This window comes from Brevibacterium sp. CSND-B09, assembly GCF_052906525.1.
In genome coordinates this window covers 3742550-3767879 of the sequence record NZ_JBREGI010000001.1, presented here as the reverse complement: position 1 = coordinate 3767879, position 25330 = coordinate 3742550, and the positions used below count along the sequence as shown (strand labels likewise).

Genomic DNA, 25330 nt, shown 5'->3' with positions numbered 1-25330 from the left:
CGTGACCTTCCCTCAGTACGCGAACGACAGGACGTCGTCGCCGTTGTCGGTGATCGTGGGTTTCGTATTCGTCTGGTCGAGTTCGGGCATCGCCGAGGCGACTCCCCCCTTGACGTATTTCGTGATCAGCCGCAGTTCGACGACCATCAGAATTCCGTAGACGGAGGTGAGACTGATCAGTGAGAACAGCAGCATCGCCGGTGTCACCTCGGGTGACAGCGCCGCCTGGGTGTACATGTACACTCCGTCGAGCTGAGCCGGGTTCGGTGCGACGACGAAGGGCTGGCGTCCCATTTCGGTGAAGATCCATCCTGCCGAATTCGCGAGGAACGGTGCCGTGATGGCCAGGACGAATCCGCGGCTGAGCCATTTCGACTCGGGCACCGTGCCCTTGCGGGCCAGCCACAGTCCGATGACGCAGACACCGGCGGCCAGGGCGCCGAAGCCGATCATCATGCGGAAGCCCCAGTAGGTGACGATCATGATCGGCTGGTAGTCGATGGGTTCGCCGGCATGGTCGCCGTACCGCGGGTCGTCGGGGATATGCGTGCCGTAGCGCTCCTGGTATTCAGGCAGCAGCGTCGTCACACCGTGGACCGGGGTGTCGAAGTCGCCGTTGGCCAGGAAGGACAGCAGACCGGGGATCTCGAAGATGTTCTGCACTCCGTCGCAGTCGTTCGACGACGGATCGGCGATCGTGAGGACGGAGAATTGGGTGCCGTCGTGGCAGGCCGCCTCGGCGGAGGCCATCTTCATGGGCTGCTGGTCGAACATCAGTTTGGCTTGGACGTCACCGGTGATCGAGACGCCGGCGAAGGCGAGGACGCCGACGATCGCGCCGATGCGCAGGGATTTGATCCACACCGCATGATCCGTCTTGTCCCGTCCTGGAAGCTCCTTCGAAGAGCCCACGATGACCTTGCCGTCGGCACCGACGGTGTCGATTCCGGCCTTGCGCCGGTGGTAGAGGTGGTACCAGGAGATGCCGAGGAGGAAGGATCCGCCTACTGCCAGGGCGCCGAAGATCGTATGCGTGAAGGCGGCGATGGCGGTGTTGTTGCCGAGGACCGCCCAGACGTCGGTCATCACGGGCCGGCCGTCGACCATTTCGACGCCGACGGGATGCTGCATCCAGGAGTTCGCGACGATGATGAAGTAGGCCGAGATCCATGTGCCGATGACGGCCAGCCACAGCGAGCCGAGGTGAACCGCCCGCGGCAGTCGGCCCCAACCGAAGATCCACAGGCCGAGGAAGGTCGATTCGAGGAAGAACGCCAGCAGGGCCTCCAACGCAAGGGGCGCGCCGAAGACGTCGCCGACGAAGCGGGAGTATTCGCTCCACGCCATGCCGAACTGGAATTCCTGGACCAGGCCGGTGGCCACGCCCATGATGAAGTTGATGAGGAAGAGCTTGCCGAAGAACTTCGTGCTCCGCAGGTACACCTCGTTGCCGGTGCGATGGTAGATGGTCTGCAGGACCGCCACGAGCATGCCGAGGCCCAGGGTCAACGGCACCATCCAGAAGTGGTAGACCGTTGTGATTCCGAATTGCCACCGTCCGATGAGGACCGGGTCCAGCTCCATGGGTGCTCCATTCAGGTTTCACGCGAGCAATGTTTCTACGTCACGTAGAATTCTACAGTCCGTAAAAATGCTGCCCGGGTGGTTTCATCATTCAAGACTCCCGATTCCAAGTATGCTCTCGGGCAAGCTCCCTGACCAGGGCCGCCCCTCTGCCGATACACACGCGCCTATGTGGAATTCGACAGGCTGTAGAGATATACTGGAGCGATCAGACCGACAAAGAAATTGAGGGCGAAAGAACTGTGGGAACACTGGGTGAACTCGAACGCAGCGTCATGGACGCCATCTGGGTCCACGACGACGGGTTGAGTGCCGCTGAACTCCGCGAAGTCCTCTCGGATCGCGAGCTCGCGCTGACAACGGTCCATACTGTCCTGTCTCGACTCGAGAAGAAGGGCTTTGTCACTCGCGATCGCAGCATCCGTCCGCATCGCTACGTCGCGGTATCGACACGTGAGGATCACGTTGCGGAGCTGATGACCGAGATGCTGTCTCAGGCACCGGATCGTCAGGCTGTCCTCGCTCGCTTCCTCGGTACCGTCTCGGAGGCCGACACCAAGGCGCTGCGCAATCTGCTCGGGCGCAATCACTCGACGCAGTCCTGACTCAGGCCGGTCACCTCAATGACCATCGTGGGAATCGTTCTGGCCGTGCTGGCTTTTCTGCTGGCATGGCCTATTCCTGCGGCCCTCGCGCGTTTCCGCGGTGACCCGATCTCAGAGGTCGTCCTCTGGCAGGCTGTCGGACTCTCCGGAGGACTCTCCCTCATCGGCGCTGCGCTCGCCTTCGCGGTCGCCCCGGGGACCACGAGTCTCCCGCAGGGACTCTTCGACCTCATCCGGGGCAAGGACCACACTCAGCTCTCACTCTTAGCCTGGATCTTCCTCGTCATCGCCGTGCTCCTCATCGGTCGGCTGCTCGGCTGCCTGATCCTGACCCTCTATTCGGCTCGGCAGACTCGCCTGCGCCACGACGAGATCCTGCATCTGCTCAGCGAACCGTCGATCGCCTATCCCGACACGCGCATCATCACCACCGATGAGGCCGTCGCCTACTGCCTGCCCAAGGGGCCCCGGAAGGGCACTGCCGTCCTGTCGACCGGTCTGCTCAAGGCCCTCGACGAGGATGAGCGCACCGCCGTCATCGCCCATGAGCGGGCGCATCTGGATTTCCGGCACGATGTGCTCGTCATCCCCTTCGCCGCCTGGCATAGGGCCCTGCCGTACTTCTCGGCCACGGCGATCGGGTTGAACTCGGTGAATCGGCTCATCGAGCTCATGGCCGATGATCAGGCCCGCGACCATGTCGATCCGCAGATCCTGGCTCAGGCGGTGAGATCGGCCGCCGCGATCAGCCCCGATCACCGCAGTGATCTGTCCGCGCAGCGTATCCAGCGCCTGTCGCATCCCCTGGATCCGGCGCGGATCCCCGTGCGGCTGATGTCGATCGGATTGGCCGTTCTGCTGCTGCTCCTGCCGACCCTGCTCATCGTCACACCGTCCTCATTCGGCATCTGAGCCCGGACCGATTCTCGGTCCGGGCTCAGATCTGTCGGTGCCGACTCAGCATTGGTGCTGACTCAGCAGTCGAGGTCAGCTGTCGATGCGTTCGGCATCGAGGACGGCAGCGCCGGAGACGATGAATTCCTTGCGCGGCCCGACCGATGATCCCATGAGGAGCTCGAAGGTGTTCTCCGCCATCTCGGCATCCGCCATCGTCACTCGACGCAGGGTGCGCATGCTCGGGTCCATGGTCGTCTCGGCCAGCTGATCGGCATCCATCTCGCCGAGGCCCTTGTACCGCTGGATCGGCTCCTTGTAGGTCTTCTTCTGCTTCTCGAGCTTCTTCAGCAGTGCGTGGAGCTCGGCTTCGGTGTAGGTGTAGACGATGTCGTTGGGCGTTCCGCGCTTCGTCACGACCTCGACTCGGTGCAGCGGAGGCACGGCCGCGAAGACGCGACCGGCCTCGACCAGCGGCTTCATGTACCGGAAGAACAGAGTCAGCAGGAGAGTGCGGATATGCGCTCCGTCGACGTCGGCGTCTGTCATGATGATGACTCGGCCGTACCGTGCAGCGTCGATATCGAAGCTGCGCCCGGAGCCGGCGCCGATGACCTGGATGAGCGCTGAGCATTCGACATTGGCGAGCATGTCGGCCAGAGTCGCCTTCTGCACGTTGAGGATCTTCCCGCGGATGGGGAACAGCGCCTGATGGTCGGAATTGCGAGCGGCCTTCGCCGTACCCATCGCCGAGTCTCCCTCGACGATGAACAGCTCCGTGTTCTCCACCCCGTTGTCACGGCAGTCGTAGAGCTTCGCCGGCAGCGAAGAGGCTTCCAGCGCGGTCTTCCGTCGCTGGTTCTCCTTGTGGGTGCGGGCGGAGATGCGTGACTTCATCTCGGCCACGACTTTCTCCATGAGCACGGCGGCCTGCTGCTTCTCAGCACGCTTGGTCGAGGCAAGCACCTCGCCGAGCTGAGACTCCACGGTCTTCGCCACGATCTGTCGCACTGCCGCGGTGCCGAGGACCTCCTTGGTCTGCCCTTCGAACTGGGGTTCGGCCAGCTGCACGGTGACGACGGCGGTGATGCCGGCGAGCACATCGTCCTTCTCGAGCTTGTCCTTGCCGACCTTGAGCTTGCGTGCGTTGGCGTCGACGGCCTTGCGCATCGCCTTCAGGCAGGCCTGTTCGAACCCGGCGAGGTGTGTGCCGCCCTGTGGAGTGGCGACGACGTTGACGAAGGACTTCAGCTTCGTGTCGTAGCCGGTCCCCCAGCGCAGAGCGATATCGACGCCGACCTCGCGTTCGACTTCCTTGGACTCGAGGTGACCCGAGGAATTGAGGACCGGGACGGTCTCCTTGAAGGTGCCGGTGTTCTGCAATCGCCAGGTGTCGGTGATCGGCGGGTCGATGGAGAGGTGATCGACGAATTCGGTGATTCCGCCGTCGAACTTGAAGACCTCTTCGCGCTCCTCGATGACGGCGCCGGTCTCGTCACGGGCGGCACCGCGACGATCGACGATGCGCAGCTCGAGACCGGGCACGAGGAATGCGGTCTGACGGGCGCGTTCGACCAGATGCGGGTAGTCGAACTGAGCCTTGGACAGGAAGATCTGCGGATCGGCCCAGTACTGGACCCGAGTGCCGGTGGCGCCGCGTTTGGCCTTGCCGACGATGTCGAGACCGGTCGGCTCCTGGAAGGCCTCGAAGGGGTTGTCGGGGCTCGCTGTGCCGGAGGAGTCGTCGAAGCGTCCGGGAACGCCTCGGCGGAAGGACATCTTGTGCACCTTCGATCCGCGGGTGACCTCGACGTCGAGGCGAGCGGACAGGGCGTTGACGACCGAGGCGCCGACTCCGTGCAGTCCGCCCGAAGCAGCGTAGGAGGAGCCGCCGAACTTTCCGCCGGCATGGAGCTTGGTCATGACGACTTCGACGCCGGTCAGCCCGGTCTTCGGTTCGATGTCGACGGGGATGCCGCGGCCCTTGTCGGTGACGGCCACCGATCCGTCAGCGGCGAGTTCGATGAGGATCTCTGAACCGTGTCCTCCGAGCGCCTCGTCGACGGAGTTGTCGATGACCTCCCACAGACAGTGCATGAGTCCACGGGAATCGGTCGTGCCGATGTACATGCCGGGTCGCTTGCGAACCGCCTCAAGACCGGACAGGACGGACAGGTGCCTGGCGCCGTAGCTTTCGTCTTCCACACAATTCCTCTCGTTCGATTAAATTCTAATCGCTGCGCGCTCAGGACCCTATTCCCTCGGGCTCGTGTCGGGAATGCATCCGGTCGACCCCGACCATGGGCACGCCTTTGCTGAAACAATGGAGTCATGCCGCATCGCCTCCTCGTCCCAAGTCTCCTTCTCACCGCCGCTCTCAGCCTGCCCGGACTGGCGGCCTGCTCCCAGGACGCAGGTGCCCCCGAACGAACGAGTCAGGCGGCCGAGACAACCGACGTGTCTCCGACTGCCGGCAACGGTGCGGACGGAGGCGACGACGCGAAGTCGGGCACCGCCTCGGCGAAGGAGGAAGAGGCGGATCTCAAAGGGAAGGTCATCGCGATCGATCCGGGACACAACGGCGGAAATGCGGACCATCCGGAGAGGATCAACCGGCAGGTTCCGGACGGACGCGGCGGAACGAAGGCCTGCAACACCACGGGCACCTCGACGAATTCCGACTATCCGGAAGCCGATTTCACCTGGGCCGTGGCGAAGAAGCTGCAGAAGTCGCTGACCGACGCCGGAGCCGAGGTCGTGCTCAGCCGGAAGGACAACGCAGGAGTCGGACCGTGCGTGGACGAGCGCGGACAGTTCGCCGACGACGCGGACGTGCTGGTGAGCATCCATGCCAACGGCAGTGAGTCGAGTTCGGTGAAGGGCTTCCACATCATCGTCGCCGATCCCGGTGAGGACGAGAAGACCGAGAAGGCCTCCGGGGAACTGGCGAAGTCCGTGGGGAGTTCGATGGGCGAGGAGTTCACCCCGAACAGGGCCTATGGAAAGGATGCGATCAGCCGTCGCCCGGATCTGGCCGGGTTGAACAACGCATCGGTTCCCGCCGTCATCGTCGAATGCGGAGAGATGCGCAACCCGTCGGAGGCAGAGCTCATGGAGTCGAAATCCGGGCAGAGGAAATACGCCGACGCCCTGTTCGACGGCATCGTCGACTGGTTCTGACCCGTGAATGCCGAACGCCCCTGGGACGATCCCAGGGGCGTTCGCATCTGACTGATCCGGCTCGTGCACCGGCCGAGTTCAGACTCAGTCGAGGTAGTCGCGCAGCACCTGCGAGCGGGACGGGTGACGCAGCTTGGCCATCGTCTTCGACTCGATCTGGCGGATGCGCTCACGGGTGACGCCGTAGACCTTGCCGATCTCGTCGAGGGTCTTCGGCTGACCGTCGTTGAGTCCGAAACGCATGGACACCACTCCCGCTTCACGTTCCGAGAGCGTGTCGAGCACGGAGTGCAGCTGCTCCTGGAGGAGGGTGAAGCTCACCGAGTCCGAGGGCACAACTGCCTCGGAGTCCTCGATGAGGTCGCCGAACTCCGAGTCGCCGTCTTCACCGAGCGGGGTGTGCAGCGAGATGGGCTCGCGACCGTACTTCTGGACCTCGACGACACGCTCGGGTGTCATGTCGAGTTCCTTCGCGAGCTCTTCCGGGGTCGGTTCGCGACCGAGGTCCTGCAGCATCTGGCGCTGCACGCGGGCGAGCTTGTTGATGACCTCGACCATGTGCACCGGGATGCGGATCGTTCGAGCCTGGTCGGCCATCGCGCGGGTGATGGCCTGGCGGATCCACCACGTGGCGTAGGTTGAGAACTTGAAGCCCTTCGTGTAGTCGAACTTCTCGACGGCGCGGATGAGGCCGAGGTTGCCTTCCTGGATGAGGTCGAGGAACAGCATTCCGCGGCCGGTGTAGCGCTTGGCCAGGGACACGACGAGTCGGAGGTTGGCTTCCAACAGGTGGTTCTTCGCGATGCGACCGTCGTGGATGATCCACTTGTAGTCCATCGTTTCGCGCGGGTCGGTCACCTCTCCGCCGTCGAGCAGATGCTCGGCGTACATTCCGGCTTCGATGCGCTTGGCGAGATCGACCTCTTCGGCGGCGTTGAGCAGGGCCACCTTGCCGATCTGCTTGAGGTAGTCCTTGACCGGGTCTGCGGTCGCACCGGCGGAGACGACCTGCTGAGCGGGCGCGTCCTCTTCGTCGGCGTCGGAGACGATGAAGCCACCGGCCTCGGCCACGGCGGCGTTCTTCTCCTTCTCTTCCGAGTTCTTCGTCTCGGTCGCCTCGGCGGGGCTCTCCTCCGTGGCCAGAGCGTCCGCGGCCGGTTCGACTTCCTCGGTGGTGTCGATATCGTCGTCGGCCTTCTTCGCCTTGGTCGCCTTCTTGGCTTCCTTGGCGGCGGTGGCCTTCGTCGTGGTCTTCGCCGGAGCAGCCGTCGACTTCGCGGCGGCTGTCTTCTTCGCAGCAGTCGTCTTCTTCGACGCAGCCGTCTCGGTCTTTGCGGCAGTCGACTTCGCAGTCGCCGACTTCGCGGTCGCTGTCTTCTTGGCTCCGGCAGCGGTCGTCTTCTTCGCAGTGGACTTCGACGCCGCAGTGGTCTTGGATCCACCGGTCGAGGTCGTGCCGGCCGTTCCCTCCGACTTCTCCGTCACCGTTGTGGATTCCTTGTCGACTCTGGGCACGTGTTCACCTTTCGCGAGCGTTGAAACTTCCCCATGCATTCGGACAGTACTAAGACCCAAGTCAAGTGGTCCGCGTGCGGTCCGGGGCGAACGCAGAGTTCGCCCATCATGCAATGACTGGGTCAACGCTTAATTTTCTCACGTTATTCCCCGCTTTGCGAATCGGCCGTCGAAGACTCCGGGACGATCCGTCCGGCCTGTCCCCGACAACAATGTGACCTGCGAATCTGTTCCCCTCGCCTCCCCCTCGCGTTGATCTCGCCGAGGCGACCGACCGTCCGCATCGGGGAGGCCGACCGTCCGCGCCGTACACGGCGGCCCGATCAGATGGTCGTACGCTGAGTCTCCGTCAGCCAGCGGGGCAGGCACCCCATATCGACTGCGCTGACGATGAGCTCGGCCAGCCCGTGCTCGGCTTCGAGCCCGAGGGCGGCACGGGCATAGTTCAGCGCCATCGTCGATCCGCCCAGAGACCATTCGAACCAGGCGATGACGGCATAGGTGTTGGCTCTGGCCCGCGGGTGGCCGGATTGCAGGTAGTCCTTGAGGAAGGCGATGGTGAGCATGATGTCGCGTGGCCTGGGTGCACGCGCTGAGAGCCCGACGAGCTGTTGAGCCGCCCGTGCTTGAGAGACCACACGGCGGCTCATCACGATGAGTTCGTCACCGTCTAGTCCCTTGACCAGGGAGGGTGGGAAGTCTGGGTGGTCGAAGCTGAGGATCATCTCGAGTGCGTCGCGCGACCATTTCTCGACGAGCAGGGTATCGAGCGCCATCACGGTCGGCAGGTCCATGAGGTCGTGGATGCGCGCCTCGTCGATCGCGTCCTCCTCGCACCGCATGGCGTCCAGGCGCGGGTATACCTCGGCGAGGATCGCGAAGGCCTCGTCCGTGCCCATCCACTCCTCGGCATGTCCGCGACGACTGTCGGCGAAGGCTTCGGCGGGCATCGGGGCGATGACGAGGTCCTCCGGATCGTTGACTGGGTTGGATCCGCCGGCGACGAGTTCCGTGGCACACGCCGAGGTGGTTGCCTCGATCAGCGGTGTGCAGTCATAGCCGTCCTCGTCGATGCGTCCGAAGTGCTCTTGGTTGACCCACCATGCGCTGAGGGTGTCGACGCTTCTGGAGGCGAAGGTGATGGCCAGTTCGTCGATCGCTGCTCGGATGAGACCACGGTGGACCTCCGCGTATTCGGCGTCTGCACCGGCGCCGAAAGCGCTGACTGGCTGATAGTCATCATCATAGAGAACGAGGAAGACCCCGGTGACCGTACCGGCGCGCATGACGAGGTCGGCGTACCAGCCGCCGCCTTGGGACAGCGTCTTCGCCGCGCTCTCCCGGTCGAAGTCGATGCGCATCGTGGTCGAACTGGTCTGGGACCCGTTGAGCTCGGTGCCGACAATGACAGCGACGAGGCTGCGACGCGGGGTGTACCCGAGAGTATGGGGGATGATCCCGATGATGTCCTCGGGTGTGCGGGCCGGTGTCTTCACTGCGTCCTCCTTGATCAGTGTGGAACCGGCTGATGCGGAGCGGTTCCTGTGCCTGAGGCGAGGCCCATGCCTGGGATGGGCTGCCTGTCTGGGTACCCACTTCAACCGATCCCTCATCCGTTCCTCCAGATCCTGGTCTGCGCCTGTGGATGGACCGCACGGGTCCACAGCGCTCTGGTGGGCGAGTCGCATCCGTCATCCCCACGAGAATCCGGGCCGAATTGCCTCACACGCCTTACTGGCATACAAGTGAGGGGTGGCGAAGCGACGGATATACACAGCTCCTGGTTCTCAAGTGGTCGACATCTCGACGGGTGAAGCCCGGCTGGAGAAGCTCGACGGTGAGGCCGATTCCTATGTGCTCCACGTCAATGGGGTCCCTTCTTCGTCGATCACGCTCAGCGATCCGCAGCGACTGGACTTCGAGTACCTGGACTGGATGCGACGCATCATCGACGTTCACTTCCCTGACCGGACGCTGCGGGCCGCACACATCGGTGCCGCCGGCTGTGCTCTGGCCCGGGCGCTGAACTCGGCACGACCGGGATCGAAGCAGACGGCGATCGACATCGATGCCAAGCTGCTCGACTTCGCTCGCGACTGGTTCGACCTGCCCCGCTCCCCCGCCCTGGCGCTGCGCGCCGGCGACGGAGCGGTGGAGATCGCCAAGTTCCGGCCCGAGACCCTCGACGTCCTCGTCCGCGACGCCTTCGACCACGACTCGGTTCCTGCCTCTCTGCAGACTTCGGAGTTCTTCGCCTCCTGCGCCGAGGCGGTCAAGGGCTCCGGCATCTATGTCGCCAATGTGCCTGACTCAGGCGATCACCGCGTCCTCCGGTCCGAACTCCGCAGCCTCGGCGACCACTTCGCCCATCTTGCCGCAGCCACGGAACCGGCGATCCTCAAGGGACGTCGACGCGGAAACGTCGTCGTCCTCGCCTCCAATACTCCCCTCGACACGGGCGGGCTCGACCGCAGTCTGCGCACCGCCGCCTCCTCAGCGACCTTCCTGGCGGGAGCAGAACTGCGCTCCAGGTTGGGCCTCTGATCTTCACGAGATCGGGACTCTGACCTTCACGTCGGCACCGGCCGCCTCTCGGGTTCCACGCTCCTGCACTTTCCGACCCAGCTGGCTCTTCTCCCCTCGCCCTGCTGACCCGGCTGGCTCTGCCTACCCCCGGCAGACAGGGAATGTGAGGTACGCCCCGGTCCGAAATGACGATGCGACTACAGACACCGGGGAAAGTTCGGCATAATTGAATGCCGACCCAAGAAGGTGAGATGACCGAAACTTCAGAAATTCGTGTCGAGCAGACCAAGCTCGACGAGCTCTATGCCCGCCTCGATGAGCTCCGGGAGGAGACGACGGCCCGCCTGGGCACGGTGAGGGTCTCCGAGGTCGGAGGCAACCACCAGCACCGCACCGAACGCGATGCCTTCGCGACGATGTACGAAGATCAGCTCATCCGTCTCGACGGCGCCGAGGAGGGGCTGTGCTTCGGTCGCCTCGACACCATCGACGAAGACGACCCCACCTACATCGGTCGCATCGGACTCACCGACGAACAGCGTCAGCAGATCCTCATCGACTGGAGGGCACCGGCTGCCGAGCGCTTCTATCAGTCGACGGCCGCCAACCCCGACGGGATCGCCCGCCGACGTCACCTCGTCACCGCGAACCGGAAGGTCACCGGCATCGAAGACGATGTGCTCGACATCGACGCACTCGATGACGCTCAGCGGTCGAATCTCCAGGGCGAAGGCGCACTCCTCGCCGCCCTCAGCACTCATCGCACCGGACGGATGGGCGATATCGTCGCAACCATCCAGGCCGAGCAGGATGCGATCATCCGCCGCCCGCTCTCCGGCGTGCTCGTCGTCCAGGGAGGGCCGGGAACCGGCAAGACCGCCGTCGCGCTCCACCGTGCCGCTTTCCTCCTCTACCGTCACCGGGAGCGCATCGCGAAGTCCGGTGTCCTCCTCGTCGGCCCGTCGACTGTGTTCCTCAAGTACATCGAGAAGGTTCTGCCCAGCCTCGGCGAAACCGGGGCCGTTCTGCTCACTCCCGGTCAGCTGTATCCGGGACTCGATACGGATGCCGCAGATGCACCGGCTGTCGCCGAGATCAAGGGCCGCTCCGTCATGGCTCGGGTGCTGAAGAACCATGTTGCGAACTACCAGCGCATTCCCGATCACGATGTCGAGATGCGGGTGCGTTCGCACACGATCGTGCTGCGTCGTAAGGACGTTCAGTCCGCGCGCGATCGGGCTCGTCGCAGCGGGGACCCGCACAATGCCGCCCGCACCGGTTTCGTCACCGGTCTGCTGAAGATCCTCGCCGAGGATCTCGCCCGTGAGATGGGGATGGATGCGGCCGGCGAACGGCTGCCCGAGCTGCTGGAAGACCTGCGCTCCTCCGTCGACGTCCGACGCGCCCTCAACCTCGCATGGTTCCCCATCGGCCCGGCCGCCGCGCTGCGGTCTCTGCTGGGCAGGCCGCACAAGCTGCAGGCCGCTGCCCGCAAGATCCTCACTCCTGCCGAGCAGTCGATGCTGCTCGAGCAGCGTCGGGATGAGTTCACGGTCGACGATGTGCCGCTGCTCGACGAGTTGGCCGAGCTGCTCGGTTCCGCCCCGCAGCAGACGCAGGCGCGGGATGACTCGGCACGCGAATACGCCGAAGCCGTCGTCGACATGACCGAGACCGGAGGGATGGTCTCCGCCGAGACCCTCGCTGCCCGCTGGGAGGAACAGGGACCGACGATGACGCTGGCCGAACGCGCTCTCGAGGACCGCGAGTGGACGTACGGCCACCTCGTCGTCGATGAGGCGCAGGAGCTCTCTCCCATGCAGTGGCGGGTGCTCTTCCGTCGCGTGCCGTCGAAGTCGGCCACGGTCGTCGGTGACCTCGCCCAGTCCTCGCAGGTCGACAACGCCCGCACCTGGTCATCGATCCTGAGCGAATTCGTCGGAGATCGTTTCGCCCTCCAGGTGCTCACGGTCTCCTACCGCACCCCGCAGTCGGTGATGGATCTGGCCAATCGCTACCTGCACCGGCATTTCCCGCAGCTCGAGCTCGTCGAATCGGTGCGCCAGGGAGGATCGGATCCGCGCCTGGATACCTTCGCCGACGAATCGGAGATGCTGGGCGCCCTCCCCGAGGCGGTCGCGGCCGAGGTGTCCGCCGCCGAAGGTGGGAAGATCGCCGTCATCGCTGATGAGGAACTCATCGAGCCCATCGCCGAGGCGATCGCGGACTTCGATTTCGGGCGGTCGGTCACGGGCTTGGATCATCAGATCGCCCTCATCACCCCGCAGCAGGCCAAAGGCCTCGAGTTCGATGCGGTGATCATCGTCGAACCCGGCCGCATCGCTCCGCTCGGCGGCGAAGAGGGCGTCGGCGGCCTCTATGTGGCGCTGACCCGCACGACTGAACGTCTGCGTGTCCTGGCATCGGCATCGACGGAACTCACCGAGCTCTTCTCCGCCGAAACGATCCGCCAAGCCGGCTGACCCAAACCCCTTATTACTACCTGACGGCGGCCCAGCAACCTCGCGCGAGGTTGCTGGGCCGCCGTCAGGTAGTAATTGAGGGGTGAATGTGAAAGGCCGCTTGGGTTCGGCTTCCCCTCCGAACCGCAAGCGGCCGCGCGCCGTAGCGCGCACGTTCAATACTACACAACTATTTCTGTACCGCGGTACTCGAAACGAAGATTTCTGACAGAAATCTCAGCAGTCTCAGGATCCGGTCGGCCGGGTCCCCGAGCAGCTCAGTCGGCGAAGTCGTCGGGGGTGGGTTCCCGAGTCTGACCGGACTGCAGCAGCGCATCGGCGCGCAGCGAATCGATCGCTGCCTCGAAGTCCTCGAGCGAGTCGAATCCCTGGTAGACGCTGGCGAATCGCAGGTAGGCGACCTGGTCGAGTTCGCGCAGCGGTTCGAGGATCGACAGTCCGACCTCGTCGGCGTCGATCTCGGCGATTCCGCGCGACCGGATATTCTCCTCCACCCGCTGAGCGAGCTTCGCGAGATCATCGTCGCTGACCGGACGTCCCTGGCAGGCCTTGCGCACACCCGACATGATCTTCTGACGGGAGAATTCCTCGGTGACTCCGGAGCGTTTGATCACCGACAGGCTCGTGGCCTCCATCGTGGTGAAGCGGCGACCGCAATGACGGCACTGCCGGCGCCGGCGGATCGCAGCGCCGTCTTCGCTGGTCCTCGAATCGACGACCCGAGAATCGGACTCACGGCAGAACGGACAGCGCATCTCTACTCCTCGAACCTGATGTCGACAGCCCGGCCGTGGGCCGGCAGCTGTTCGCCGTCGGCGAGAACACCGATGTGCTCTGCCACCGCGGACAGTGCCTGTCGGTCATAGTCGATGACCTGGCTGACCTTGATGAATGAGTGCACACCCAGCCCGGAGCCGTGCGCGGCGGTGCCCATCGTGGGCAGCACGTGGTTCGACCCGGCACAGTAGTCACCGAGTGACACCGGGGCCCAATCGCCGAGGAAGACCGCGCCCCCGTTCGTGATTCGTGCCCCGACCGCTTCCGCATCGACCGTGTGGACCTCGACGTGCTCACCGGCATAGCCGTTGACGACGGTGATCCCGGCGTCGAGGTCGTCGACGAGCACGATCGCCGACTGCCGTCCGGCCAGAGCCGTCCCGATCCGCTCGGTGTGCATCGCCTCCGGCACCTGCACGTCCAACTCCTTCTGCACCGCTTCGGCGAGATCGACGGAGTCGGTGACCAGCACCGAGGCGGCCAGTTCGTCGTGTTCGGCCTGACTGATGAGGTCGGCGGCGACGAAGCGCGGATCCGCCTGTTCGTCGGCGAGGATGATGATCTCTGTAGGGCCGGCGACCGCGTCGATGCCGACCCGGGAGCGGACGAGCGACTTCGCCGCAGCCACATAGGCGTTTCCAGGACCGGTGATGAGGTCGACCGGCTCGAGGTCCTCATCGTCGTCGAAGCCATAAGCCAGAGCACCGATCGCCTGTGCCCCACCCATCGCCCAGACCTCGTCCACGCCGAGGATGTGTGCGGTGGCGAGCACGATCGGGTGCGGCAGACCATTGCTCTGCGGTGGGCTGGCGATCGCCAACGAGCGTGCACCGGCCGTCTGTGCTGGCACGACGTTCATGATCACAGTCGACGGGTAGACGGCCAGTCCGCCGGGCACATAGAGTCCGACCCGTTCGACCGGCAGGTGACGGGTGGTGACGAAGGCACCGGAGGCCAGTTCGGTGCGGACATCGACGGGGCGCTGATCGGCGGCGACCTTCCGGGCGCGGGCGATCGATTCGTCGAGCGCGGCCCTGACTGCGGGATCGAGTTCTGCCGCTGCTTCGGCCAGCGCGGATTCCGGTACCCGCAGCATTTCGGGGCGCACTCCGTCGAAGCGTTCGGTGAAGTCCTTCACCGCGGCCGCTCCCCCACCGGCGACGGTGTCAAGGAGTTCAGCCACCCGTCGTTCGATATCGGCATGGGTCTCGGCGGCCCGAGGCAGTTTCTGCGCCAGGAATCGCTTGTTGAGGGTCTCACCACGGAAGTCCAGAATGTTCACCCGCACCATTCTAGTCTCCACAGCAGCACCGCTCTCCTCCCGCCCGAAGTGCGGACGAGGGCGGGCTCGGCGCTCGCGCCTCAGACGCTCAGGCAGCGGGATCCCAGCAGCGCTTTGAGGTCTCCGTAGAGGCTCGGGTTCGGGTCGACTCGGATCGACCTGTCGAGGCGCATCACCGTCTGCCGTCCCGGCTGGGACAGAGTGATGTGGACATCGGTCTGGCCCTTGTTTGATTCGAGGATCTGCTTGAGTTTCGTCGCCATCTCCTCTGTCGCCTTCTCCATCGGCATGACGAGGTTGAGCGGCCGATCGTTGGGGTCGGTGACATCGGGAATCGTCATCGACATCGCCATCAGCGAGGTCGGACGGTCATCGGAGGTGCGGATGCGTCCGGTCAGGGAGATCACGAGGTCGGTCGCGAGAAGGCTCGCCACGGGCTCGTAGGTGTCGCCGAAGAACATCACTTCGATCTCGGCTTCGAGGTCCTCCAAGGACACGATCGCATAGGGACGCCCGGAGTTCTTCGACACCTTGCGGGTGACCTGCGTGATCATTCCGCAGACCTTGATCTGGGATCCGTCATGACGGTGTGATTCAGGGTCGACCACCTCGGCGATGGAGGCATCTGATTCAGCGGCCAGCACGCCTTCGAGCCCGTTGAGCGGGTGGTCGGAGACGTAGAGGCCGATCATGTCGCGCTCGAAGGACAGCTTCTCCTTCTTCTCCCACTCCGGACGGTCGGGAATGGTCACGGAGAAGCCCGGTGAGTCGTCTCCCCCGCCGAGACCGGCGAAGAGGTCGAACTGACCGTTGGCTTCCTGCCTCTTGACGCCGATGACCGAGTCGACGGCCTCCTCGTGGACTTCGACGAGTGAGCGGCGGCTGTGGCCGAGCGAGTCGAAGCCGCCGGCCTTGATGAGCGATTCGATCGTGCGCTTGTTGCACACATGGCTGGGCACCTTGTCGAGGAAGTCCGTGAACGAGGAGTAGGAACCCTTCTCTCCACGGGCCTCGACGATGCCCTCGACGACGTGGGCGCCGACGTTGCGCACCGCTCCCATTCCGAAGCGGATGTCCGTACCGACAGGGGTGAAGTGGAGAGCGGATTCGTTGACGTCCGGAGGCAGCACGGTGATGCCGAGGCGACGACACTCGTTGAGATAGATCGCGAGCTTGTCCTTGTTGTCACCGACCGAGGTCAGCAGGGCCGCCATGTATTCGGCCGTGTAATGCGCCTTGAGATAGGCGGTCCAGTAGGACACGACGCCGTAGGCGGCCGAGTGCGCCTTGTTGAACGCGTAGTCCGAGAACGGCAGCAGGATGTCCCACAGGGCTTGAGCGGCGGCTTCGGAGAAGCCGCGTTCCTTCATTCCGCCGAAGAATCCGACCTGCTGCTTGTCGAGCTCGGACTTCTTCTTCTTGCCCATCGCGCGGCGGAGGATATCGGCCTGGCCCAGCGAATAGCCGGCGACCTTCTGCGCGATCGCCATCACCTGCTCCTGGTAGATGATGAGACCGTAGGTGGTGTCGAGGATCTCCTTGAGCGGCTCCTCGAGCTCCGGGTGGATCGGGGTGACCTCCTGCAGACCGTTCTTGCGCAGGGCATAGTTCGTATGCGAATCCGCGCCCATCGGACCGGGGCGGTAGAGCGCCAGGGTCGCGGAGATATCCTCGAAGTTATCCGGCTTCATCATCCGCAGCAGGGCACGCAGACCGCCGCCGTCGAGCTGGAACACGCCGAGGGTGTCGCCGCGGGTCAGCAGCTCGTACGCCGCCGGGTCGTCGAGGGCGAGGTGCTCGAGGTCGAGATCGAAATCCCGGTTGGCTTTGATGTTCTCCACCGCATCGGAGATGATCGTGAGGTTCCGCAGCCCCAGGAAGTCCATCTTGATGAGCCCGAGGCCCTCAGATGTCGGGTAGTCGAACTGGGTGATGACCTGACCGTCCTGGAACCGACGCATGATCGGGATGACGTCGATGATCGGGTCCGAGGACATGATGACACCGGCGGCGTGGACGCCCCACTGACGCTTCAGCCCTTCCAGGCCCTTCGCGGTCTCGAAAGTCTCTCGGGCCTCCGGATCGGTGTCGACGAGTTCGCGGAACTCCCCGGCTTCCTTGTACCGCTTGGACTCCGGGTCCTCGATGTCCTTGAGCGGGATGTCCTTGGCCATCTCCGCCGGCGGCAGCGCCTTCGTCAGCCGCTCACCCATCGAGAAGGGTTTGCCGAGCACCCGCGCGGAGTCCTTCAGCGCCATCTTCGTCTTGATCGTGCCGTAGGTGACGATCATCGCCACACGCTCATCGCCGTACTTCTCGGTCACATAGTCGATGACCTCGCTGCGGCGACGATCATCGAAGTCGACGTCGAAGTCGGGCATGGACACACGGTCCGGGTTGAGGAAGCGCTCGAAGAACAGTCCGTGCTGCAGCGGATCGAGGTCGGTGATGCGCATGGCGTAGGCGACCATGGAGCCGGCTCCCGAACCACGGCCGGGTCCGACGCGGATGCCGTTGTCCTTCGACCAGTTGATGAAGTCGGCGACGACGAGGAAGTAGCCGGGGAAGCCCATCGAGATGATGATGTCGAGTTCGTAGTCGGCCTGCCGGCGGACATCGTCGGGTACGCCGTTCGGGTACCGGTAGTCGAGACCCTTCGCGACTTCCTTGATCAGCCACGAGGTCTCGTCCTCACCGGGAGGGCACGGGAACTTCGGCATGTAGTTCGCCGAGGTGTCGAAGGAGACTTCGCACTTCTCGGCGATCTCGAGGGTGTTGTCGCAGGCTTCGGGAAATTCCTTGAACAGGGTCCGCATCTCTGCGGGGGTCTTGAGGTAGTAGCCGGAACCGGAGAAGGCGAATCGGGAACCGCCCTGATCGTAGGTGGGTTCGATGAGCTTGGAGCCGGACTGGATGGCCAACAGCGCCTCGTGCGCCTTCGCATCCGATTCGTGCGTGTAGTGGAGGTCGTTGGTGGCGACCAGCGGAATGTCGAGTTCCTTCGACAGCCGGATGAGGTCCTTCGTCACTCGCTTCTCGATGGACAGACCGTGGTCCATGAGTTCGACGTAGTAGTTGTCCTTGCCGAAGATCTCACGGTATTTCCCGGCGGCCGCCTTGGCCTCTTCGTACTGTCCCAGGCGCAGCCGCACCTGCACCTCTCCCGACGGGCAGCCGGTGGTGGCGAGGAGTCCGTCGGAGTATCTCTCGAGCAGATCCTGGTCCAGTCGAGGCCATTTCGCCGTCACCGAGTCCAGTGAGGCATATGACGATGCCTTGAACAGGTTGCGCATGCCTGTGTTGTTCCGAGACAACAGGGTCATGTGGGTGTAGAGACCGCCGCCGGAGAGGTCGTCGCTCTTCTGCGATTCGTCGGTGCGCCACTTCACGCGGGTCTTGTCCCGACGGTCCGTGCCGGGGGTGACATAGGCCTCGACGCCGATGATGGGTTTGATTCCGGCGGCTGTCGCCTGCGACCAGAAGTCGAAGGCGCCGAACAGGTATCCGTGATCGGTCGTGGCGATAGCGGACATTCCCGATGCCTTCGTCGCCGCCATCAGATCGGCGAGGCGGGCCGCACCGTCCAACATGGAGTATTCGGTATGGACGTGGAGGTGGACGAAGTCCTCGTTCGGCACTGGGCGCCGCCTTCCTGAAGTTGCCGGTGTTGCCGTTCCAGCTTAGTCCATCGGCACCCGTGGAGCGGGTTCCCGCGACTGTTGTTCCGGGCACTTCACGACGAGGTTCCGGTTTGTGCGGGTCCCGTCGGCGCGTCGCTCAGCAGTCAGTCTCCGACACAGTCCGGCAAGCGGCAGCGCGTGGCCGCGGCGTCAGTGCGGCCGGATGCGGTCGAGCGCGGTCTGCAGGTCCTCGGGGTAGCCGCTTTCGAATTCGACCCACTTCTGCGTGTCGGGGTGGTGGAAGCCGAGTTTGACGGCATGCAGCCATTGGCGTTCCAGACCGAGTTCCTTCGCCAGCACCGGATCGGCACCGTAGGGCAGGTCGCCGACGCAGGGGTGTTTGGTGGCGGAGAAGTGGACGCGGATCTGGTGGGTGCGTCCGGTCTCCAGATGGACCTCGACGAGTGCGGCGCGGCGGTGGGCTTCGATCACCTCGTAGTGGGTGATCGCGTTCTTGCCTTCGGTGCGCACTGCGTAGAGTCCGTCGTGCTTGGGGTGTCGGGCGATCGGGGCATCGATGGTGCCGAGCACTGGATCGGGCAGTCCCTGCACGACCGCATGGTAGGTCTTTTCCACCGTGCGTTCCTTGAAGGCGCGTTTGAGCACGCTGTAGGCGTATTCGCTCTTCGCCACGACCATGAGACCCGAGGTTCCGACGTCCAGTCGCTGCACGATGCCCTGACGTTCGGGGGCGCCGGAAGTCGCGATGCGGAATCCAGCGGCGGCGAGCCCGCCGACGACGGTGCGTCCGGTCCAACCGAGAGCCGGGTGTGCTGCCACCCCGACGGGCTTATCGACGACGACGAATGCGTCCTCGTCGTGGACGATGCGCATTCCCGGCACTGGATCGGGCACGACCTCGAGGGGCTTCTTCGGTTCGGGCATCATGATGTCGAGCCGTTCGCCGGCGATGACGCGATCGGACTTGATGACGGGGCGCCCGGACATCTCCACTCCCCCGTCGGCGCAGATATCGGCGGCGGCGGTCCGGGAAAGGCCGAGCAGCTTCGACATCGCAGCGTCCACGCGCTGACCGTCGAGTCCCTCGGGGACCAGGATGGAGCGTTCAGTCATGAGAGTCCTCTTTCACGCGGGTGGAGTCCGATCCGTCGATGTCGATGCCTCTGAGACTGACGATGACCAAGGTCACCGCGGCAGCGGAGATCGCGATGTCCGCGACGTTGCAGATGAACAGCGACAGATCGATGAAGTCGACGACGGCTCCGTGCAGGAATGCGGGTTCGCGGAAGAGCCTGTCGACGAGGTTGCCGAAGAGTCCGCCCAAGAGCAGACCGAGACCGATCGCCCATGCTCTCGAGCCGAGTTTGCGCGAGATCACGAGGATCGCGACGAAGACGCCGATGGCGATGATCGGGAAGATCCACGTCACGCTCGAGCCGAGGCCGAGGGCGGCTCCGGGATTGCGGTAGAAGGTGAATCCGGCCAGCGATCCGATCACAGGCACCGGAGGCTGGTCTTCGAGGAGACTGACGGCGAGGAATTTGGTGAACTGATCGATCACGAGCACGACTGCCGCGATTGTGAACAGCAGGGCCATCATGGCGGCGCGAGGTCGTTTCACCCGTGAGGCAGGATCGTTCATTTGGTTCATTCTAGACCACCGCCGAGGCCGCGGGATTCACCCGCACGACGGTGCAGTACGCGGACACGACGGAGGCCCGGGTACTCCGCGGAGTTCCCGGACCTCGGTCGGTGATGCGCTGAGATCAGAGCTTGTGGTTCGAGGAACCGCCCAGTGGGCCGTTTCCGTCGAGGGTCTCCGGAGCCAGGCTCGTGGAGTTCTCGAGGTCACGCAGCTGATCGTTGAGGTAGCTCTTGAGTCGAGTGCGGTACTGGCGCTCGAAGTTCGAGAGCTGGTCGATGGAGCGCTCGAGGGTCGACTTCTGCGATTCGAGGGTCGACAGAGTTTCGTCGCGCTTGGACTCGGCCTTGCCGACGATGTCGGCGGCTTCCTTCTCGGCGCCCTTGATGAGCTCGTCGCGCTTGCGCTCACCTTCGGCAACATGCTCGTCGTGGACGCGCTGAGCCAGAGCGATGAGACCATGAGCGTCTCCGTCGCCGCCGACCGCGGCAGCACCGAGACCGGCACCCGCAGCTCCACCGGCGGCACCGGCGGTCATCGCTGGTGCGGCGGAGTTGTCCTGCGGAGCGGGAGCGGCTTCCTTGACGACCGGGGCCGGGGTCTCTTCGACCGGTGCCGGAGCGGCAGGTGCCTCGGCCGGAGCCGGAGCCTCTTCCTTCTCTTCGGGAGCAGGAACGGCGGCGGGCATCGCCTGAGTGGCGTCGATGTCCTGTGCCGGTGCAGCGGAGGCGCCGCCGGCTTCGAGTTCCTTCACGCGCTGTTCGGCGGTGGAGAGCTTCTGACGCAGTTCGTCGTTCTCCTGGTAGAGACGGCGAATCTCAACGACGACCTCATCAAGGAAATCGTCGACTTCGTCCTGGTCGTACCCGTCGCGGAACTTCACATGCTGGAACCGCTTGTTTACTACGTCTTCAGGCGTGAGCGCCATGAGGTCACCTTCGGTCGATCTACATTCATTACGCTGCCGCCCAGAAGGACGGCTTCAACGTCACATTAGCGTAACACCTGCAGTTTTGTCCCGCAGTAATGGCGTGTCTCGCGTTCAATGACGAAGTTTTCCGCGTTCGAGGCTAACAACTCGAGCACACTGACAGCCAATTCCGGTGAGCATATTCACCATTCATCCGGTATTCGATCAATCGAATACCCTTCATCGACCGGCACATTCTTCACGCCGTTCCCCATATCCATTCACAGTGGTTCTTCAGCGGAGAACACTGTGATGGCGGGCATCAGGCGGAGGTGTGCGAAAGGTTGAAGAACACCGACGCGATGATCTGGATGCCGATGAGCAGGACGATGAATCCCAGGTCGAGCGAGACCTGTCCCAGCCGCAGCGGCGGAATGATCTTGCGCAGCAGCTTCAGGGGCGGATCGGTGAGTGTGTACACGATCTCGGCGAGGACGAGGAGGAAGCCCGTGGGCCTCCAATCGCGGGAGAACACCTGGACCAGATCGAGCACGACTCGCGCCAGGAGCACGTAGACGTAGAGGCTCAGTGCAGTCCCGAGGATGTAGAAGATGATGGCCACGTGGGTCCCCCGCGCCTTTCGTTGTTGCTTGAGTTCTGAGTCTTCAGCCTATCGGCTCCAGCTGAGGACGAGTTGAGAGCTTCTCCGGCCCACTCAGCTCTGGTTGAAGAAGCTGGCCTGAGTATCCGAATCGGCTTCGCTCTCGCCGGCGACTTCGATGTTCTCGGGGGTGAGCAGGAAGACCTTGTTCGTCACGCGCTCGATCGACCCGTGGAGGCCGAAGATGAGACCGGCGGAGAAGTCGACGAGGCGCTTGGAGTTGTTCTCGTCCATCTCCGAGAGGTTCATGATCACAGGGGTGCCCTCACGGAAGGCGGCACCGATGACCATGGCGTCGTTGTAGCTGCGGGGGTGGATGGTCCTGATGCGGTTCATTGGGGTTCCTGGCGCCGGGGTGTCTACGGGACGGATCGGTGACGGGTGGATCGGTGTCACCGGAGCCGGAGTCCGCTCCTCGGCTGCGGCCGGTTCGTCGTACTGGTCGTCCTCGTCGAAGGTCTCGACGACCTCGCGATCCCGGCGGGCGGGTTCACGACGGTCGGTGTGCTGGGTGGTCTCGTCCTCTTCTTCGACGAAACCCAGGTATTCCAGCGTCTTCTTGATTGCTGACATGTCTAAAGCTCCTCGGACTTCGGCACTTGCTCACCTGTCGCCCAAACTATCGCACGCGAGCATCTGGGCCGGTGAGTCCTATGGGTGTGTCGCGGTGTTTTCTTCCTGCAGCCAGATGATCCCTGCGAAACGGCCCGTGCGCTTCTGCCTGCGGTAGGAGAAGAGGTCCTCGGATTCCTTCGTGCAGGTGCGCGAGAAATGATCGATGGTCACATCGTTCCGGCGCAGCTGTTCGGCCACGGCCCCGGCGACGTCGAGTGCCGGTGTTCCGGTCACCGACACCGAGGCGGCTGTCGGCTCGATCGCCGCGACCTCGCTCCTCAGCGCGGCTGGGACTTCGTAGCAGCGCGGACACACCGAGGGACCGATGACCGCGTGGATGTCCCGTGCACCGGCGTCGTGCATCGCGGCCACTGTTCTGCCGACGATTCCTGCGGCCATTCCCGGGCGGCCCGCGTGGACGGCGGCGATGACACCGGCGTCGGCATCGGCGAGCATGACAGGGGTGCAGTCGGCGACCATGATCGCCAATCCGAGTCCCGGGACGGTCGTCAGTTGGGCGTCGGCCTCCACCGGAGTCTGCCGCAGCTGTGTTTCGTCGCCGATGATGTGCACATCGGTGCCGTGGACCTGGGAGACGAACGAGAGCCGCTCGCCGCTCAGGCCGATGACCTGAGCGAGAGCGGCTCGGTTGGCTGCGACGAGTTCGTCATCGTCTCCGACGTGGCGGGCGAGGTTGAACGAGGAGAAGTCCCCGCTCGAGTATCCGCCGTGCCGGTCGGTGAAGGCGATGTGGGCGGTGCGCCCGCCCGGGATGACGAACCTCGAGCGCAGCATATTACTTGAGGAAGTCCGGGATATCGAGGTCGGAGTCGAAGTTCGAGCTGCTGCGTTCGCCCGGCAGCGAAGCGGGAATCTGGTGTTCCTCGCTGCGGCGGGGCGCAGGTGCAGGCTCGTCGGCTTCGGGGGCCTCGGGCTCGGATTCGGCGATGACGGGCGACTCGGACTCGGTCTCGGCCGGAGCGGCGGCCGGAATCGGCGCGGGGATCTGGTCGGATCCGGCGACCTCCGCGTTCGGGGAGGTGTTGTCGAATCCGGCGGCGATGACGGTCACTCGGCATTCGTCGCCGATGTTGTCATCGATGACGGCGCCGAAAATGATGTTCGCCTCGGGGTGCGCGGCCTCCTGGACCAGGCGTGCGGCCTCGTTGACCTCGAAGAGTCCGAGGTCGCCGCCGCCGGTGATGCAGAAGAGCACTCCGTGGGCGCCGTCGATGCTGGCTTCCAGCAGCGGGGACGCGATCGCGGATTCGGCCGCCTGCACGGCACGGTCGTCGCCGGTTGCCGCACCGATGCCCATGAGCGCGGTCCCGGCATCCTGCATGACCGACTTGACGTCGGCGAAGTCGAGGTTGATCAGACCCGGGACCGAGATAAGGTCGGTGATGCCCTGGACACCGGAGCGCAGCACCTCATCGGCGGAGCGGAATGCTTCGACGACGGAGACGCTGCGATCGGAGATCGAGAGCAGACGGTCGTTGGGGATGACGATAAGGGTGTCGACCTCTTCGCGCAGCGCCGCGATGCCGGCTTCCGCCTGCGCGGAACGACGGCGTCCCTCGAAGGTGAAGGGGCGGGTCACGACGCCGATGGTCAGAGCGCCGAGCGACCGGGCCACGCGGGCCACGACCGGGGCGGCACCGGTTCCCGTGCCGCCGCCTTCGCCGGCGGTGACGAAGACCATGTCCGCGCCCTCGAGAGCGTCGCGGATGGCGTCTTCGGAGGATTCGGCGGCCTTCTTGCCGATCTCCGGGTCTGCGCCGGCGCCGAGGCCTCGGGTCTGGTCGCGGCCGATCTCGAGCTTGACATCGGCGTCGGAGAGGACGAGAGCCTGGGCGTCGGTGTTGATCGCGATGAACTCCACGCCGCGCAGGCCGACGTCGATCATCCTCTGTACAGCGTTGACACCGCCGCCGCCGGTTCCGGCAACTTTGATGTCCGCTCCGGATTGTGGGAATTCAGCCAAGTCGGTTCCTCGTCTCAAGCGCTTGCGCTCCGCAGGGTCTGCGTGCGCATTCGGTCTGTGTTCTCTGCCCTGAGGCTATTGGGCGGGGCAATCTCACTGCAACCATTCTCGCCGGAGTGTCGGGGTTCGGCCAAACTTCACACCCGGTGTGTCGGGGCCAAACGGAGGCAATCGCAGCGACTGGCCCATACGGGGCAGCTCACGGAGGCCCGGGGCGGCCGCGGCGAAGTGTTCGACACCGGCTCGGACCGACGACCGGCCGGGCGGGACTCAGTCGGTCACGGGCACCGAGGGCACGGAGACATCGATCTCGGTGCGGCCCTCGGCGGCCAGCTGGGCGGCGGTGCGCACCTTGAGGCTGGAGTCCGAGGAATCGCCGAAGACGACCGTGGCCTTCTGCTTTCCGGTGTCGAGGCGTCCCTTGAGGCTCATTGCGTCCTTGGCCTCGATCGTCACCAGCTGACGCCTCAGCTCCGGTCGCAGTTCGCCCATGAAGCGAATGACCGCGGAGACGGTCTCTCTGTCCGGCTGGTGTCCTCCGCCGCTGAGCACCGTGAGCTTCTTCGGTGCCGTGTCGACCGTGCCGAGGTCGACGGCTTCGGAGTCGTAGAGGCGATAGCCGGATTCGCCTCTGATGGCGATGACGGGGGTGCGGTCGGTGATCTCGATCTTCAGCGACCTGGGACCCGCGTAGTGGACGGAAGCCGCCTCGGCTTTCGGGAATTCCTCCAGCACGGCGTCCTCGACGCGACCGGGACGCACCTGCGGAAGCGGTCGGCCGCCCTGGTCGTCGAGCACGAAACTGCTGACCTCATCGGTGTTGAGCAGTCGACTGCCGCTCACCTGCACCTTCTGCAGGGACAACAGGGGCGAGAACCAGGCGACGGCGACGAGCGCGATGAGGGCGGCCACGATGCCGATGCCGATGAGGCGTCGACGCCAGGTCTTGAGGCGGCGGGCCCGAATGACTCCGGTGAGGTCCGCGGTGGAGTTGTCACCGGCCTGAGCCGGGGGAAGCGGCACCATGGGCG

Annotated in this window: 20 protein-coding genes; 5 read left to right on the top strand and 15 right to left on the bottom strand. The window is 64.5% G+C overall.

The annotated features are described in order from the left end of the window. Positions 1 to 12 precede the first annotated feature (12 nt). Entirely contained in the window at positions 13 to 1584 is a 1572-nt protein-coding gene (locus ACU4IU_RS16815; RefSeq protein WP_172169970.1) for a cytochrome ubiquinol oxidase subunit I, read from the bottom strand. Positions 1585 to 1826: 242 nt separating this feature from the next. Between ACU4IU_RS16815 and ACU4IU_RS16810 the strand changes: the two genes are divergently transcribed. Next, complete coding sequence (locus ACU4IU_RS16810; RefSeq protein ID WP_092013109.1) at positions 1827 to 2189, top strand: BlaI/MecI/CopY family transcriptional regulator; 363 nt, start codon at positions 1827 to 1829, stop codon at positions 2187 to 2189. 18 nt (positions 2190 to 2207) lie between these two features. Then, positions 2208 to 3101 (top strand): M56 family metallopeptidase, encoded by an 894-nt coding sequence (locus ACU4IU_RS16805; RefSeq protein WP_139908233.1) that lies wholly within the window; start codon positions 2208 to 2210, stop codon positions 3099 to 3101. Positions 3102 to 3176: 75 nt separating this feature from the next. Here ACU4IU_RS16805 and ACU4IU_RS16800 read toward each other — a convergent pair whose 3' ends face one another. Then, a complete protein-coding gene (locus ACU4IU_RS16800; protein ID WP_446657378.1) occupies positions 3177 to 5288 on the bottom strand; it encodes a DNA gyrase/topoisomerase IV subunit B in 2112 nt (703 codons plus the stop codon). A gap of 126 nt (positions 5289 to 5414) precedes the next feature. On the opposite strand from ACU4IU_RS16800, the gene ACU4IU_RS16795 reads away from it, so the two are divergent. Then, positions 5415 to 6263: an N-acetylmuramoyl-L-alanine amidase gene (locus ACU4IU_RS16795; RefSeq protein ID WP_446657377.1), complete on the top strand. Its 849-nt coding sequence runs from the start codon at positions 5415 to 5417 to the stop codon at positions 6261 to 6263. A gap of 84 nt (positions 6264 to 6347) precedes the next feature. Here the strand turns inward: ACU4IU_RS16795 and ACU4IU_RS16790 are convergent, their stop codons facing one another. Both ACU4IU_RS16790 and ACU4IU_RS16785 read right to left on the bottom strand, forming a co-directional pair. Further along, entirely contained in the window at positions 6348 to 7778 is a 1431-nt protein-coding gene (locus ACU4IU_RS16790; RefSeq protein ID WP_248284068.1) for an RNA polymerase sigma factor, read from the bottom strand. Positions 7779 to 8101: 323 nt separating this feature from the next. Then, on the bottom strand, positions 8102 to 9274 hold the full coding sequence (locus tag ACU4IU_RS16785; protein WP_446657376.1) for a DUF4192 family protein: 1173 nt from the start codon (positions 9272 to 9274) through the stop codon (positions 8102 to 8104). A 295-nt stretch (positions 9275 to 9569) separates the two neighbouring features. Here ACU4IU_RS16785 and ACU4IU_RS16780 point away from each other — a divergent pair, with 295 nt between their 5' ends. Together ACU4IU_RS16780 and ACU4IU_RS16775 are read left to right on the top strand one after the other, a co-directional pair. Further along, positions 9570 to 10322: a spermidine synthase gene (locus ACU4IU_RS16780; RefSeq protein WP_446657375.1), complete on the top strand. Its 753-nt coding sequence runs from the start codon at positions 9570 to 9572 to the stop codon at positions 10320 to 10322. A 233-nt stretch (positions 10323 to 10555) separates the two neighbouring features. Then, positions 10556 to 12787, top strand: a complete 2232-nt coding sequence (locus ACU4IU_RS16775) for a HelD family protein (protein ID WP_446657374.1) — start codon at positions 10556 to 10558, stop codon at positions 12785 to 12787. A gap of 257 nt (positions 12788 to 13044) precedes the next feature. Here ACU4IU_RS16775 and nrdR read toward each other — a convergent pair whose 3' ends face one another. The 11 genes from nrdR to ACU4IU_RS16720 all read right to left on the bottom strand — a co-directional run bounded on the left by nrdR (position 13045) and on the right by ACU4IU_RS16720 (position 25325). Further along, positions 13045 to 13542 (bottom strand): transcriptional regulator NrdR, encoded by a 498-nt coding sequence (gene nrdR / locus ACU4IU_RS16770; RefSeq protein ID WP_025777954.1) that lies wholly within the window; start codon positions 13540 to 13542, stop codon positions 13045 to 13047. A 2-nt stretch (positions 13543 to 13544) separates the two neighbouring features. Continuing rightward, positions 13545 to 14855 carry a histidinol dehydrogenase gene (hisD, locus tag ACU4IU_RS16765; RefSeq protein ID WP_259358838.1) on the bottom strand — a complete coding sequence of 437 codons (1311 nt, stop codon included), beginning with the start codon at positions 14853 to 14855 and terminating at the stop codon, positions 13545 to 13547. Between the two features lie 71 nt (positions 14856 to 14926). After that, positions 14927 to 18436, bottom strand: a complete 3510-nt coding sequence (gene dnaE, locus ACU4IU_RS16760; protein ID WP_420096077.1) for a DNA polymerase III subunit alpha — start codon at positions 18434 to 18436, stop codon at positions 14927 to 14929. A gap of 240 nt (positions 18437 to 18676) precedes the next feature. Next, positions 18677 to 19600, bottom strand: a complete 924-nt coding sequence (locus ACU4IU_RS16755; RefSeq protein ID WP_139908244.1) for an RluA family pseudouridine synthase — start codon at positions 19598 to 19600, stop codon at positions 18677 to 18679. Beyond that, positions 19593 to 20129, bottom strand: coding sequence for a signal peptidase II (locus ACU4IU_RS16750; RefSeq protein WP_139469774.1), 537 nt, complete (start codon positions 20127 to 20129; stop codon positions 19593 to 19595). The genes ACU4IU_RS16755 and ACU4IU_RS16750 overlap by 8 nt, the downstream gene beginning before the upstream one ends. A 124-nt stretch (positions 20130 to 20253) precedes the next feature. After that, the gene (locus ACU4IU_RS16745) at positions 20254 to 21057 is read right to left on the bottom strand and encodes a DivIVA domain-containing protein (protein WP_172169991.1); all 804 of its coding nucleotides are present in this window, start codon (positions 21055 to 21057) and stop codon (positions 20254 to 20256) included. Between the two features lie 304 nt (positions 21058 to 21361). After that, positions 21362 to 21661 carry a YggT family protein gene (locus ACU4IU_RS16740; RefSeq protein WP_101546294.1) on the bottom strand — a complete coding sequence of 100 codons (300 nt, stop codon included), beginning with the start codon at positions 21659 to 21661 and terminating at the stop codon, positions 21362 to 21364. Between the two features lie 93 nt (positions 21662 to 21754). Beyond that, entirely contained in the window at positions 21755 to 22273 is a 519-nt protein-coding gene (locus ACU4IU_RS16735; RefSeq protein ID WP_139469772.1) for a cell division protein SepF, read from the bottom strand. A 78-nt stretch (positions 22274 to 22351) separates the two neighbouring features. Continuing rightward, on the bottom strand, positions 22352 to 23110 hold the full coding sequence (pgeF, locus tag ACU4IU_RS16730) for a peptidoglycan editing factor PgeF (protein ID WP_420096075.1): 759 nt from the start codon (positions 23108 to 23110) through the stop codon (positions 22352 to 22354). Between the two features lies 1 nt (position 23111). After that, positions 23112 to 24299 (bottom strand): cell division protein FtsZ, encoded by a 1188-nt coding sequence (gene ftsZ, locus ACU4IU_RS16725; protein WP_139469770.1) that lies wholly within the window; start codon positions 24297 to 24299, stop codon positions 23112 to 23114. A 270-nt stretch (positions 24300 to 24569) separates the two neighbouring features. Beyond that, positions 24570 to 25325 (bottom strand): cell division protein FtsQ/DivIB, encoded by a 756-nt coding sequence (locus tag ACU4IU_RS16720; protein ID WP_446657373.1) that lies wholly within the window; start codon positions 25323 to 25325, stop codon positions 24570 to 24572. Positions 25326 to 25330: the final 5 nt, after the last annotated feature.

Excerpts from the sequence above, each read along its gene's own strand:
- ACU4IU_RS16750 (WP_139469774.1), bottom strand. The coding sequence starts at position 20,129 with ATGAACGATCCTGCCTCACGGGTGAAACGACCTCGCGCCGCCATGATG.
- ACU4IU_RS16755 (WP_139908244.1), bottom strand. The coding sequence starts at position 19,600 with ATGACTGAACGCTCCATCCTGGTCCCCGAGGGACTCGACGGTCAGCGC.
- ACU4IU_RS16805 (WP_139908233.1), top strand. The coding sequence starts at position 2,208 with ATGACCATCGTGGGAATCGTTCTGGCCGTGCTGGCTTTTCTGCTGGCA.
- hisD (WP_259358838.1), bottom strand. The coding sequence starts at position 14,855 with ATGGTGCGGGTGAACATTCTGGACTTCCGTGGTGAGACCCTCAACAAG.
- nrdR (WP_025777954.1), bottom strand. The coding sequence starts at position 13,542 with ATGCGCTGTCCGTTCTGCCGTGAGTCCGATTCTCGGGTCGTCGATTCG.
- ACU4IU_RS16735 (WP_139469772.1), bottom strand. The coding sequence starts at position 22,273 with ATGTCAGCAATCAAGAAGACGCTGGAATACCTGGGTTTCGTCGAAGAA.
- pgeF (WP_420096075.1), bottom strand. The coding sequence starts at position 23,110 with ATGCTGCGCTCGAGGTTCGTCATCCCGGGCGGGCGCACCGCCCACATC.
- ACU4IU_RS16815 (WP_172169970.1), bottom strand. The coding sequence starts at position 1,584 with ATGGAGCTGGACCCGGTCCTCATCGGACGGTGGCAATTCGGAATCACA.
- ACU4IU_RS16775 (WP_446657374.1), top strand. The coding sequence starts at position 10,556 with ATGACCGAAACTTCAGAAATTCGTGTCGAGCAGACCAAGCTCGACGAG.
- ACU4IU_RS16745 (WP_172169991.1), bottom strand. The coding sequence starts at position 21,057 with ATGGCGCTCACGCCTGAAGACGTAGTAAACAAGCGGTTCCAGCATGTG.
- ACU4IU_RS16720 (WP_446657373.1), bottom strand. The coding sequence starts at position 25,325 with ATGGTGCCGCTTCCCCCGGCTCAGGCCGGTGACAACTCCACCGCGGAC.
- ACU4IU_RS16795 (WP_446657377.1), top strand. The coding sequence starts at position 5,415 with ATGCCGCATCGCCTCCTCGTCCCAAGTCTCCTTCTCACCGCCGCTCTC.
- dnaE (WP_420096077.1), bottom strand. The coding sequence starts at position 18,436 with ATGTTGGACGGTGCGGCCCGCCTCGCCGATCTGATGGCGGCGACGAAG.